14 protein-coding genes are annotated in these 12,382 nt (G+C 64.4%); 10 read left to right on the forward strand and 4 right to left on the reverse strand.

Features of this window, described 5'->3' with window-relative positions; genetic code table 11:
- Positions 1–98: 98 nt before the first annotated feature.
- The gene (locus NE584_RS14105) at positions 99–1,517 is read right to left on the reverse strand and encodes a spore germination protein (RefSeq protein ID WP_050623180.1); all 1,419 of its coding nucleotides are present in this window, start codon (positions 1,515–1,517) and stop codon (positions 99–101) included.
- A gap of 128 nt (positions 1,518–1,645) precedes the next feature.
- On the opposite strand from NE584_RS14105, the gene NE584_RS14110 reads away from it, so the two are divergent.
- The 6 genes from NE584_RS14110 (at position 1,646) to NE584_RS14135 (ending at position 6,258) form a co-directional block, all read left to right on the forward strand.
- Positions 1,646–2,461 carry a sugar phosphate isomerase/epimerase gene (locus NE584_RS14110; RefSeq protein WP_256183064.1) on the forward strand — a complete coding sequence of 272 codons (816 nt, stop codon included), beginning with the start codon at positions 1,646–1,648 and terminating at the stop codon, positions 2,459–2,461.
- Between the two features lie 91 nt (positions 2,462–2,552).
- On the forward strand, positions 2,553–3,077 hold the full coding sequence (locus tag NE584_RS14115; RefSeq protein ID WP_050623178.1) for an RNA polymerase sigma factor: 525 nt from the start codon (positions 2,553–2,555) through the stop codon (positions 3,075–3,077).
- Positions 3,037–3,921 carry an RsiV family protein gene (locus NE584_RS19910; RefSeq protein ID WP_050623177.1) on the forward strand — a complete coding sequence of 295 codons (885 nt, stop codon included), beginning with the start codon at positions 3,037–3,039 and terminating at the stop codon, positions 3,919–3,921. The genes NE584_RS14115 and NE584_RS19910 overlap by 41 nt, the downstream gene beginning before the upstream one ends.
- 104 nt (positions 3,922–4,025) lie before the next feature.
- Entirely contained in the window at positions 4,026–4,898 is an 873-nt protein-coding gene (locus NE584_RS14125) for a YitT family protein (RefSeq protein ID WP_050623176.1), read from the forward strand.
- A gap of 134 nt (positions 4,899–5,032) precedes the next feature.
- Entirely contained in the window at positions 5,033–5,311 is a 279-nt protein-coding gene (locus NE584_RS14130) for a hypothetical protein (RefSeq protein ID WP_050623175.1), read from the forward strand.
- A 50-nt stretch (positions 5,312–5,361) separates the two neighbouring features.
- A complete protein-coding gene (locus tag NE584_RS14135) occupies positions 5,362–6,258 on the forward strand; it encodes a LysR family transcriptional regulator (RefSeq protein WP_108980306.1) in 897 nt (298 codons plus the stop codon).
- A 64-nt stretch (positions 6,259–6,322) separates the two neighbouring features.
- Here NE584_RS14135 and NE584_RS14140 read toward each other — a convergent pair whose 3' ends face one another.
- From NE584_RS14140 to mtnA, 3 genes are read right to left on the reverse strand one after another with little or no spacing between them, the layout of a single operon-like run.
- Positions 6,323–7,147 carry an aldo/keto reductase gene (locus tag NE584_RS14140; protein ID WP_108980305.1) on the reverse strand — a complete coding sequence of 275 codons (825 nt, stop codon included), beginning with the start codon at positions 7,145–7,147 and terminating at the stop codon, positions 6,323–6,325.
- Between the two features lies 1 nt (position 7,148).
- A complete protein-coding gene (locus NE584_RS14145) occupies positions 7,149–7,811 on the reverse strand; it encodes a class II aldolase/adducin family protein (protein ID WP_256183065.1) in 663 nt (220 codons plus the stop codon).
- The gene (mtnA, locus tag NE584_RS14150; protein ID WP_050623171.1) at positions 7,808–8,899 is read right to left on the reverse strand and encodes an S-methyl-5-thioribose-1-phosphate isomerase; all 1,092 of its coding nucleotides are present in this window, start codon (positions 8,897–8,899) and stop codon (positions 7,808–7,810) included. Before mtnA ends, NE584_RS14145 begins: the two co-directional genes overlap by 4 nt.
- Positions 8,900–9,074: 175 nt before the next feature.
- Between mtnA and NE584_RS14155 the strand changes: the two genes are divergently transcribed.
- The 4 genes from NE584_RS14155 to NE584_RS14170 all read left to right on the forward strand — a co-directional run bounded on the left by NE584_RS14155 (position 9,075) and on the right by NE584_RS14170 (position 12,309).
- Positions 9,075–9,719 carry an AAA family ATPase gene (locus NE584_RS14155; RefSeq protein ID WP_050623170.1) on the forward strand — a complete coding sequence of 215 codons (645 nt, stop codon included), beginning with the start codon at positions 9,075–9,077 and terminating at the stop codon, positions 9,717–9,719.
- A gap of 21 nt (positions 9,720–9,740) precedes the next feature.
- The gene (locus NE584_RS14160; protein ID WP_256183066.1) at positions 9,741–10,454 is read left to right on the forward strand and encodes a gamma-glutamyl-gamma-aminobutyrate hydrolase family protein; all 714 of its coding nucleotides are present in this window, start codon (positions 9,741–9,743) and stop codon (positions 10,452–10,454) included.
- Complete coding sequence (locus tag NE584_RS14165; protein ID WP_256183067.1) at positions 10,451–11,713, forward strand: M15 family metallopeptidase; 1,263 nt, start codon at positions 10,451–10,453, stop codon at positions 11,711–11,713. Before NE584_RS14160 ends, NE584_RS14165 begins: the two co-directional genes overlap by 4 nt.
- Positions 11,714–11,796: 83 nt before the next feature.
- Entirely contained in the window at positions 11,797–12,309 is a 513-nt protein-coding gene (locus tag NE584_RS14170; RefSeq protein ID WP_108980301.1) for a pyridoxamine 5'-phosphate oxidase family protein, read from the forward strand.
- Positions 12,310–12,382 lie beyond the last annotated feature (73 nt).

Genomic DNA, 12,382 nt, shown 5'->3' on the forward strand with positions numbered 1-12,382 from the left:
CCCCCCCCCCCCCCCCCCCCCCCCCCCCCCCCCCCCCCCCCCCCCCCCCCGGTCCCGCTTTCTCTTTCAGCCGGGAGGCGCGCGGCTCCTCCCGGCTGTCAGGCGCCCTTTCTTTCGGGAGGGCCGCCCCCTATCCGCAGCAGCTTTTTCTTCAATTCCCCGCCGTTGAAGGGGACCAGAGGATAGAGGTAGCACTGCCCTGAGATGGTCCGGTTGGACACCAGCACCAAAAACAGCAACGCCGCACCTCCCACAAAGCCCCACAGGCCCAGAAGTCCGGTAGCCACCAGCAGGATCAGGCGCATGAACTTCAGCGCATAGCCCAGTTCCAGATTGGGCTGGTTATAGTTGGCGATGGCCACCACCGCCATATACAGCATCACTTCGGCGGAAAACCAGCCGGACTGGACCGCGAAGTCCCCCAGGATGATGGCTCCGATCATGGAGAAGGAGGTGGTCAGGATGTTGGGCGTATTGAGGGCGGCCAGCTTCAGCCCGTCGATGGCCAGCTCCAGGATCAGCAGCTGGAGGAGAGGGGGCACCTGCGCCGGCTCCTCCATCAGAATAAACTCCAGCCACCCGGGGACCCGTTCCGGCTCCTGGATCAGCAGGAGCCACACCGGGGTAAGGAAGGTAGTGAGAAAAGTGGTAAAAAACCGGACCAGCCGCAGGTAGGAGCCGGTGATGGGCGGGAAGTAGTAGTCATTCGCCTCCTCCATCACGTCGAAGAGGGTGGTAGGCAGGATGATGGCGGCGGGGGAATTGTCCACCAGCACCACCACATCCCCTTCCAGGATCTGGGCCGCCGCCGCGTCCGGCCGTTCCGTGAACTTGAACTTGGGGAAGGGATTGTACCACCGCTTCCGGACCAGCAGCTCCGCCAGGCTCTCCTGATTCATGGTCAAAGCGTCCACCCTGGCCTGGGCGATGCGCTCCCGCACCGTGTTGACCAGCTCCGGGTCCGCCCGGCCCTCAAAATAACACACCGCCACGTCGGTCCTGGAGGTCTCCCCCACCTCCAGGTGCTCCACGCACAGCCGGGGCGAGCGGATGCGGCGGCGGATCAGCGCCGCGTTGAAGACCATAGTCTCCACAAAGCCGTCCCGGCTCCCCCGAAAGGACTTGTCCTGGTCCGGCTCCGAGGTGGTCCGCTGGGGATAGGTGCGCTGGTCGATCAGCACGCACTGGTCCATTCCATCCACGAACACCGCCCATACTCCAGACAATATCTGCCCCACGATGGTGTCCTCCTCCCCGCTGATGGCCACCTCGCAGTAGGGGACACACGACTTTGAGAAAGTATGGGCATCCCGGAGCAGGTCCTCGTCCTGTATCCCATAGAAAAATTCCAGCAGCTTCTCCATGATCTCGTCCTTGGCAAAGCCGTCTACAAAAAACATGCAGGCCTCCCGCCCGCAGATCCGAAACACCCGGTAGACCACATCGAAATTCCGGTCGCACCGCAAAGCCCCTTGGAAATGCCTGATGTTCCAGGTGATGTCCCGCTCCACCGCCATATCCCTCTCCTCCATCCATTTTTTGATTAGTATCCGCGGAACGGGCCGGGATATACCCTCCGCCGCATGCTTGACACGCCCTTTTCCCCATGCTAGGATGAACAAAAGAACTCAAAGGAGGCCCCCCTATGCTCTACGGCTGCTGTGTCAATCTGCTCCCCAAAACACTGGACCGGATCGGTTTGGAATACGCCGGACGCCTGAAGCGGCTGGGCTACGACTACATTGAGCTGCCCCTGAACGAGCTGGCCCAGCTCAGCGAGCAGGAGTTCCGGGATGCCCGAACGGTGCTGGAGGAGCTGGACCTCCCCTGCCGCGCCTGCAACGACTTTATGCCCGCCCGCTTTCAGATCACCGGCTCCGACGTCACCTCCAGAGCGGAGCTGACCGACTACCTCCGGCGGGCCCTGGAGCGGGCGGCCCGGCTGGGCATCTCCTTCGCGGTCTTCGGCAGTCCCTGGTCCCGCAGCTGCCCCGAGCACTACTCCCGGGAGGCGGCCTTTGGCCAGATCGCCGAATTCCTGTCCCTTGCGGGGGAGGAGGCCGCCCCATATCAGGTGGTCATTGCCATCGAGCCCATCAACCGGGGCGAGACCAACATGCTCAACCACTTCTCCGACGGGGTACGGATGGCCCGCACGGTGGACTACCCCAATGTCCGGGTCCTGTGCGACTACTACCACCTGCGGTTCGAGGGGGACTCCCCCTCTGTCCTGCTGGACGGAGGGAGAGAGCTGTTGGTCCACACCCACATCTCCCAGCTGGAAGGCCGCCGCTACCCCACTGACCTATCTCTGGAGCCCACGCTGCCTGAGTACGCCGGGGTCCTTCGGCAGATCGGATATGCCGGCGGGGTGAGCGTCGAGTCCAAGGTGGATGCCCCGGAGCATTGGGAGGAGCAGGCGGCGCTGGCCCTGGCGAATCTCAGGCAGGTGCTGGGCTGACCGTTCCCCCGCCTTCCTTCAATATTTTTCTCTCATGAAACTTTTTCTTCCATCCAGCCGTCTATTAGGATGGGAGAGGAAAGGAGGCACCATGAGCCCTTCCTCGATGCAGCAGCAGGTGGAATCCCAGCTTTTGGCGTCCTACGAATCTCTGTATCGCTTGGCCTATACCTATGTTAAAAATCCGGATGATGCCATGGATGTGGTCCAGGAAAGCGCCTTCAAAGCCATCTCCCGCTCCGCCGACGTGCGTTCGCCCGCTGCCATCCGGGGCTGGCTGTGCCGCATCGTGGTCAATACGGCCATGGACGTGCTCCGCGCCCGGTCCCGTCAGGCTGACGCGGAACACATCCCCGAGACCGGTCAGGAGGATGTCTATCAGGACACGGATCTGATGCAGGCGCTGGACCTGCTGGACGAGCGGGAGCGGACGGTGATAGTCCTGCGTTTTTTTCAGGAGCTGAAGCTCCAGGAGATCGCCCAGGTCACCGGAGAGAACGTAAACACTGTCAAGACCATTTTGTACCGCAGCCTGAAGAAACTGAAGCTTGAGCTCTCTGAAGGAGGCCCTATCCGTGAATCAAGACCGTCTCGATCATCTGAAACAGGAATATGACGCCATCCCCGTCCCCCCGGAGCTGGAGGAGCGGGTCCGCGCCGCCATCCGGCAGGCCAGGCCGGCCGGGGAGAAGCCGCCCCGGGTCCTCCGGCTGGACCGGTTCCTGCGGCGTACCGGCCTGTCCGCCGCCGCGGCCATGCTGGCCGTCGTGCTGCTGGCCAATTCCGGCCCCGGCATCGCCCACGCTATGGAGCAGGTGCCCGTCCTGGGGGCCATCACCCGTGTGTTCACCTTCCGCACCTATGAGGAAGACCGGGGCAACACCTCCGCCCACATCGACATTCCCTCGGTGGAGGGGGGCGGGGACGCGCTGAGCGCCGCCATCCAGGCGTACACCGACACCATCATCCAACAGTATCAGCATGAAGCCGCCCTTCAGGGGGAGCTGGGCCACTATGACCTGGACCTGACCTACACCGTGGCCACCGACAATGAGACCGTTTTTGCCCTGCGCTTCGACCAGACCCTGGTGATGGCCAGCGGGAATGAGTCGGTCAAGATCTACGCCGTGGACAAGGCTACAGGGGAGCTCCTCACCCTGTCCGATCTCTTCCGCCCGGACAGCGACTGCCTCTCCGTCCTCACCGAAGAGGTCCAGCGCCAGATGGCGGAACAGATGGCCTCCGATGACCAAATCCACTACTGGCTCCATGACGAGGACGTGGGGGACCTGAACTTCACTGCCCTGGACCCGGACACCTCCTTCTACATCGATGGGGAGGGGCGGCTGGTCCTGGTCTTTGACGAGGGTACCGTCGCCCCCATGTATATGGGCATAACAGAATTCACGATTCCCGCCCAAGTCGTGGAGGACATCGCCCTGCCCCAGTATCTGTCCTGAGCCGTCCGGCGGTCCGGACCAGAGCACTTTCGGGGTTCCCTTTCCTTTTCCCCCGGGACGCGGGAAATCGGGACAGCAGTTCCCTGACAGGAGGGCATCTTTTTATGAGAAGTCACCACCGTACCGCCGCCCTGCTCAATATGGTCCTGAGCTGTGTCATATGCAGCATAGCCGTCAACTGGATCGCCCTCCCCAACGGCTTTGTGGTCACGGGCATCACCGGGCTGGCTATGACTGCGGAGACCTTCACCGGGATCAACTACGCCCTGATCTACTATGGGCTGACCCTGGCCATCCTGCTCTTCACCGCCGTGACCTTGGGGTACAAGGAGGTGTCCAGCATCCTGTTCCTGTCCATCCTCTACCCCCTGGTCCTGTGGGTGCTCAACCATGTGCAGGTGGAGATCATTCTGAAGGAGAAGCTGATCGCGGTCATGTTCTTCGGCGTGGTCTACGGGGCGGGCGCAGGCCTGACCTACCGCATGGGGTACTCCTACGGCGGAACGGACACCCTGAGCAAGATCCTCAAGCAGAAGGTCTTTAAGGCCGCGGAGCTGAAAAACCTGCTGCTCTGCCTGGACGCCGTCATTATGCTGATCATGCTCTCAGCCTTCAGCCTGGATACGGTGGCCTACGCCTTTGTAGGACAGATCATCTACGTGAACAGCATGAACTACGTCATCTTCAACATGGGTCCCCGCCTCTATGAGATCCAGATCGTCTGTGAGGACCCCCGGGCCATCGAGCGTTTTATCATCGAGGAGATCGGTAAGAGCGCCACCATCTCCAAGGTCATCGGGGGCTACTCCCAGGCGGACAAGATCCAGCTGGACTGTGTCTGCAACTCACGGGAGTATGTCCAATTGCGGGAGTTCATCCGGGACAGCGGGATCGACTGCTTCATCAAGGTCTTCCCCCTCACCCACGTCTTCGGCCGCAGCAAGGATTTCCACCGCCTCAGCGACCAGAATCTGTGACAAAAAGCGGGACACATATGTGTCCCGCTTTTTTCTCCCCATTGCCCAAGAGGCGGTTTTCATTTTCCCTGTTCTGTGGTACAATGCTCCTGCGCCCCTCTGGGGCAGGACTTTTGACTTTCCGGAGAGAGACCATGGAACAGGAACTTTTTTTGCCCACCCTGATGCACTGGCAGTACGGCAACAACTGGTGCGGCAGCCTGAAGCGGGCCAGCTTCTGGATCACCCCTAAAGATGAACAGCTCACCGCCCAGCTGTGGACCGGACCGGCCATCCGGGAAAACGCGGAGATCCTGTACACCGCACAGTTCCCCATCAGCGACGAGGGGCTGGAGCAGCTCCGCACCTGGCTGCTGGAGCACGCCGCTGCTGTCAACGCCGCCAACCCGGAGTCCTTCCGCTATGCGTGGTAGCCCCCGGCGCCGCTCTTTTCCATTCCGATGAAACAGGAGGCCGCGGCCCCATGAATCTGAATCAACTCTACTATCTCCAGGCCATCGCCCAGGCCAGGGGCCTCACCCGGGCCGCCGACGCCCTCTATGTCACTCAGTCCAACCTGAGCCACTCCATGGCCGCACTGGAGGAGGAGCTGGGCATCCCCCTTCTCTACAAAAACGGGCGGGATACCCTGCTCACTCCGTACGGGCAGGAGTTCCTCGCCTACGCCGAGCGGGCCATCCAGGAGATCGAGGAGGGGAAGCGGGTGGCCCAGTCCCGGTGCAGCCCCACCCGGGGCCAGGTACGGCTGGGCTTCATCAGCGCTGTCAGCGCCACTCTGATCCCCTGGTGCGTCAGCCACTTCTACCAGAACCCGGACAACCAGGGTATTACTTTTACCTTTGACGAGAAACCCACCCGGCGCATCGCCGCCGATTTTACCCACCACGCCCTGGACATCGGCTTCGGCACCCGGTTCGACGACAGCTCATTTGAGTTCTGCCCCGTGGTGCCCGAGGAGCTGGTGGCCGTGGTCCCAGCCGGACATCCCCTGGCCCAGCAGGAGCAGGTGACGCTGGAGCAGTTGAGCCGGGAGCGGCTGGTGATCTACAACCAGGCCAGCCCCACCCGCAATCTGGTGCTGTCCATGTTTCGTCAGCAGGATCTCCAGCCAGATGTCGCTTTCGAGGTGGCCACCGACCACATGTTAGCCAGCTTTGTCTCCCAGGGACTAGGGGTGGGCATCATGCCCCGCATGTTCGGCCTCCGGCTCTACTCTGTCCGTCCCCTCTACATCGCGGACACTGAGACCCACCGCATGCTCTATATGTTCCGCCCCAAGGACCGCAGGGTCCTGCCCGCGGTCCAGCGGTTCTGGGACTTTGTGCTGGAGGTCTGCGCCCAGTACCAGTCTGACGAATAGATACGGAAAGGCCCGTCCTCCCCGCATCCGCGGGGGAGGACGGGCTCTCTTCTGTCCCGCCGGCTCACTTGTCCGGGTGCAGGCCGGACCAGCCTGTCTGGGGCATGGTCCGCAGCCGCTCCAAGTCCTCCGCCTCCAGGGCAAAGTCCAGCGCCAGGTTCTGGCGCATCCGTCCAGCGTCGGCCGACTTGGGCAGGGGAACCACGCCGCAGTCCAGGGCGAAGCGCAGGCAGATCTGGGCCTGGGAGACCCCGTATTTTCCGGCCAGCTCCGCCAGCAGGGGATCATCCGCCAGCCTCTGGCGGCCCAGGGGGCTCCATGCCTCCACCAGGATCTGGCTGGCCCGGCAGAACTCCACCGTCTCCCACTGGACATAGCCGGGATGAAACTCGATCTGGTCCACCATGGGGGGCACTGTACACACCTCCAGCAGGTTCTCCAGGTGGTGAGGCAGGAAGTTGCTCACCCCGATGGCCCGGACCCGGCCGGCCCGGTACAGCTCCTCCATGGCCCGCCAGCTCCCCCGGTCCAGCTCCTTCCACTCCTCGCAGGCGGCATCCGGCCTGGGCCAATGGATGAGGTACAGGTCCAAATAGTCCATCCCCAGCGCCTGGCATGAGGCGTCAAAGGCGGCCAGGGTCCTGTCGTAGCCCAGCTGGTCCTTCCACGCCTTAGTGGTGATGAAGAACTCCGACCGGTCCACCCCGGAGGCGGCCACCGCTCTGCCCACCGCCTCCTCTGTGTGGTAGGCGGAGGCGGTGTCGATATGCCGGTAGCCAGCCCGGATGGCCTCAGAGAGCACCGCGAAGCCGTCGGTCTCCCCTGCCTTCCAGGTCCCGAAGCCCACCTCGGGCATCTCCACACCATTGCGCAGCAGCTTGTTTTTCATATCAATTTCTCCTTTCTTCTCCCGCCAGACGGCGGACCGTCAGTTCCCTGACCTCCTCCGGCTCCAGGACCGGGATAGGCCGTCCCAGCAGCAGGCCCAGATACCGCTGCTTGCAGTACTGCTCCAGGGCCTGGGTCCGGTGCCATGCCTGGACCACGTCCCGTCCCCAGGTCACCGCCCCGTGGTGGGCCAGCAGGGCTGCGCTGTGCCCCTCCGCCGCCCGGGCCACCGCCCCCGCCAGCTCCTCTGTCCCCAGGGGCAGCCAGGGCAGGGCGGGGACCGGCCCCAGCAGCAGGGCCCAGTCCGCGGTGATGGGCTCGGTCAGGTCCTCCCCCAGGTTGGCCGAAAACACGGAATATGGAGCGTGGGTGTGGACTACGCCTCCCACCTCAGGCCGGGTACGGTAGAGAGCCAGATGCATCGGGCTCTCGGACGAGGGCCTCCCTGTTCCGGACAGCACCCGCCCCTCCAGATCCACTTCCAGCAGCATGTCCTCCTCCAGGTCTCCCTTATAGACCCCCGAGGGAGTAATGAGCACCCCGCCATCGGAGCACCGGGCAGACAGGTTCCCGTCGTTGGCCGCCACATAGCCCGCCTGGGCTATCTGGCGGGCGGCCTGGCAGATCTTCCGCCGCAGCTCCTGCTTCTCTCGGCTCCAGCTCACGGCGCATCCCCCTTTTCCCGGGAAACCAGCTCCCGCAGGCTCTCCCCGAAGGGGGGACGGCAGATGCCTCCCTCCGTGACGATGGCAGAGATCAGGCTGTGGTCGGTGACGTCGAAGGCGGGGTCCCAGCACCTCACCTCCGCTGGCGCCATGGGCTCCCGGTACCAGAGGGAGCGGATCTCTTCCCCGTCCCGCTCCTCGATGGGGATGTCCGCCCCGGTGGGACAGTCCAAGTCGATAGTAGAGGTAGGGCCCAGCACATAGAAGGGGACATTGTAGTACCGGGCCAGGACCGCCAGGCCGCTGGTACCGATCTTGTTGGCAGTGTCCCCGTTGGCCGCCACCCGGTCGCAGCCTACGAAGCAGGCCTGGACCCAGCCGTTCTTCATCACCATGGAGGCCATGTTGTCACAGATCAGGGTGACCTCCACCCCGGCCCGGGCCAGCTCCCAGGCGGTGAGCCGGGCCCCCTGGAGCAGGGGCCGGGTCTCGTCGGCAAAGACCCTCAGCTTTTTCCCCCTCTCCTGCCCCAGCAGGATGGGACCCAGGGCGGTGCCGTACCGGGAGGCGGCCAGCGCCCCGGCGTTGCAGTGGGTCAGGATGCCGTCCCCCTCCCCTACCAGGGTCAGACCGTGCTCCGCGATCCGGCGGCACATCTCCCCATCCTCCCGGTGGATGGCCCGGCACTCCCGCTCCAGCACCTGGACGATCTGCTCCGGCGGCCCTGCCGTCCGGTCCGCACGGGCCAGCATCCGCTCCAGCGCCCAGCGCAGGTTCACCGCCGTGGGCCGGGTGGCCGCCAGGCCGGCAGCCCACTCCCGCAGCCGGGTACGGAACGCCGCCTCCACCGGCGCCCGGTCCGCCAGTCTTCGGGCCAGCACATACAGGGCATACGCCGCAAAGACGCCGATGGCTGGGGCGCCCCGCACCCGCAGGGTGCGGATAGCCTCCGCCAGCTCTTCCGGCTCTTCCAGTTCCAGCCAGACCTCCCGGTTGGGAAGCTGGCTCTGGTCCAGCAGCCTCACCCGGCGGCCGTCCTCCGTCAGCCCAAGATATTGGTTTTTCTCCTTCCAGCGGGTCTCCTCCATCAGACCGCCTCCTCTCTGTTTTGATTATGCCTAGATTTTCTTTTCCTGTCAACCTGAAGGGGCCTGAGATTTTCGTTGTCATTTTCTTCAAATTGCGCTATAATATAAAGAAACAGGAGGTACGGATGAACAGCCTCGCCCGTACCTGAAGCCACACTATAAGGAGGCGTGTCTCATGAGCAACTATGTCGTGTCCATCAGCCGCGAGTTTGGAAGCGGCGGCCGCCTGATCGGCAAGAAGCTGGCCGCAAGCCTGGGCATCCCCTGTTATGACCGCACACTGATCCAAAAGACTGCGGAGAAGAGCGGCCTTTCCCCCGACTTTATCGCCCGGGCGGAGGAGCGGGCCCGCAGCCGGTTCCACCTGAACATCGCCCCCATCGGCATCGGCGTCCCCACCTTCACCCACCAGGGCATCCCGGTCAGCCATCAGGCATTTTTTGCCCAGGCCGACGTGATCCGGGAGCTGGCGGCGGAGGGGCCCTGCGTCATCGTGGGCCGGTGCAGCGACTACATTCTGGGGGAAGACCCCGCTTGCATCAAAGTCTTTATCCATGCCGACATGGCCAGCCGGATCGACCGCTGTGTGGCGGAGTATCACATCCCCTCCGACAACATGGAGAGCCGGATCATCCAGATGGACCGGGGCCGCGCCAACTACTATAACTATTACACCGGCCACACCTGGGGGGAGATGCGCCGGTATGACCTGACCCTCAACTCCTCCATCACCGGCATCAATGGCGCCGTGGAGATGATCGCTCAGCTGGTGCGCCTGCGCTCTGCTCAGTTGGACCAGGCCCCTACCCAGGCGCCCTGAGGCGCCCTGAAAGGAGTTCCCATGTGTGACGCAGTCCTCTCTCCCCGCATCCTGATCTCAGGTGCGGATGGAAAGATGTCCAACTATGTCCGTGCCGTCCGCGCCGCGGGCGGCACGCCTGTTTCTGGTTACTGCCCCCCACCGGACCTGTCCTGCGCCGGGCTGCTGCTGTGCGGCGGCGGCGACCTGGACCCCGTCCTGTACGGACAGCCCGACCAGGGCTCCCAGCCCCCGGACCCCGCCCGGGACCAGGCAGAGCTGGAGCTGTTCCGCGCCTTTTATCAGGCGGGCCGCCCTATCCTGGGGGTCTGCCGAGGCATGCAGATCATTAATGTGGCTCTGGGGGGCACCCTGCTTCAGGACCTGGGGGACGTCCGGCGTCCCTCCCATACCCACCCCCAGGCGGACCAGGTCCACCCGGTCCGCGCCCAGCCGGGCAGCCTGCTCCACACCCTCTACGGCCCCCGCTTCTCCGTCAACAGCTCTCACCACCAGGCAGTGGACTGCCCCGCCCCAGGGCTGGTCCTTACCCTCCGGGCAGTGGACGGCGTTCCCGAGGCCATAGAGCACCCCTCCCTCCCCATTCTGGGGGTCCAGTTCCACCCGGAGCGGATGAGCGGCCCCCTTCTCCGCCCCGACACGGTGGACGGCGCTCCCATCTTCCGCTGGTTCCTGGCCCTCTGCGGCCGGACCGGCCCCGTCTCTTCTTCTACTCAGGAGGTCTCCCAGTTATGAACCATGCTCCCCTGCGCATCCTGACCGGAGCGGCGGCCCTGGTCCTCTCCGTCTCCCTGCTCACCAGCGCTGCCGTCCCTGTTCGGTCTCTCCCCGCCGCCTCCGGGGAGGAGACAGTCCTCGCCCGCCCCTCCCTTCAGGACCCGGACACCCTCGCCCGGGCGGTGGCCTGTCAGTCCCTCTCCTACTACCGCCCGGAGCTGCTGGACCGCTATCTTGCCTACGGCGCCTTTTGGCCGGAGCTCTCCCCGGAGGACGTGGTCACCCGGGTGAACATCGGCCTGGACGGGACCTTTTACGGCGATGTATCCCAGGCGGAGGAGCCGGAGAGCCTCTCCGTCCTAGTCAACAAATACCACCCGCTGCCGGACGGCTATGTCCCCCGGCTGCACAGCCTGCCCGCCCGGTACGCCCCCTCCGGGGGCTCCCTGGCCCCTGCCGCAGCCGCGGCCTTCATGCGGATGGCCGACGCGGCCCGGGAGGACGGCATCACCCTTTACAGCGTCTCCGCCTACCGCTCCTACTCCTATCAGGACTCCCTGTACCGCCGGTACACCGCTCAGGACGGCGTGGAGGCCGACACCTACTCCGCCCGGCCGGGCTTCTCTGAGCACCAGACCGGCCTGGCCCTGGACATCAATACCGCCAGCCGCAGTGCCCATTTCGAGACCACCGCGACCTACCGCTGGCTCATAGAGAACTGCTGGCGCTACGGCTTCATCCTCCGCTATCCGGAAGGCAGGGAGGACATTACCGGCTTCTGCTTTGAACCCTGGCACTACCGCTTTGTGGGGCGTACGCTGGCTCTCCAGGTCCGGGAGAGCGGCCTGACCTACGATGAGTTCCTGGCCCGCAGGGCAGTGGACAGGCCCCATACAGCGCTCTGCGCCGGGGACATGCCTCTGGAGGCCGTCCCCATCCTTCTGGACGGCATCTGCTGGCTGCCCGCCCAGGCGGTGGCCGCCGCCTTCGGCCGTACCGCCGCCATCTCAGGGGACCAGCTGGTCCTCCCCGCCGAGGAGGGCTCCGTGGTCCTTACCGCCGGCTCTCTCACCGGGGAGCGGGACGACCGCCCCTTCGCGCTCAGCAGCCTGCCCTTCCAGTGGGAGGGGGAGTTCTACCTCTCCCTGGAGGACCTGTGCGCTCTGCTGGAACTGACGGCCCGGCGAGAGGAGGGGTTGATCTCTCTCATTCCCCGCTCCGCCCCATCTGCTCTCCTGCCGGAGGAGCTGCCGCCCATCCAGCCACTCCCCTGCTGACCCTGCCCGGCGCCTCTCACGGCGCCGGGTCCTCTTATATAGTATGATGTGGTTGCAGATCTTACAAAAAAGGAGGCAGATCCATGTTTCGACCCATGCGGCGGCACCGCCAGCAGCTCTCTCAGGGGGACTGCGCCGCCATCCTGTCCCGGGGGACCTCCGGCGTCCTGGCCGTGGCCGGCGACGGCGGCTACCCCTATGCGGTCCCCCTCAGCTATGTGTATCAGGAGGGAACGCTGTTCTTCCACTGTGCCAAGGCAGGGCACAAGCTGGACGCCCTGCGTCGGTGCAGCAAGGCGTCCTTCTGCGTCATCGATCAGGATCAGGTGGTCCCCCCGGAGTACACCACCTACTTTCGCAGCGTCATCGCCTTCGGCCGGACCCGTATTTTGGAGGACGAGGCGGAGAAACAAGCTGCCATTTGGCTCCTGGCGGAGAAATACTGCCCCGGCGACAGCCCGGAGCATCGCCAGGAGGCCATTCGCCGGGAGGCCGGCGGACTGTGCCTTGTGTCGCTCTCCATCGAGCACATGACCGGCAAGCAGGCCATCGAGCTGGTTCAGGAAGACCGCCGGCAGGCTGATCTCCCTTTGTGACCCCCGATCCCCTTTTGTGTTCTGGGGCTGAATTTTCCTTTTTTCCACCCTGTCCCCTGCGGGGGCGGTAACA

The sequence above is a fragment of the Clostridium sp. DFI.5.61 genome, assembly GCF_024462915.1.
Lineage (GTDB): Bacteria > Bacillota > Clostridia > Oscillospirales > Oscillospiraceae > Lawsonibacter > Lawsonibacter asaccharolyticus.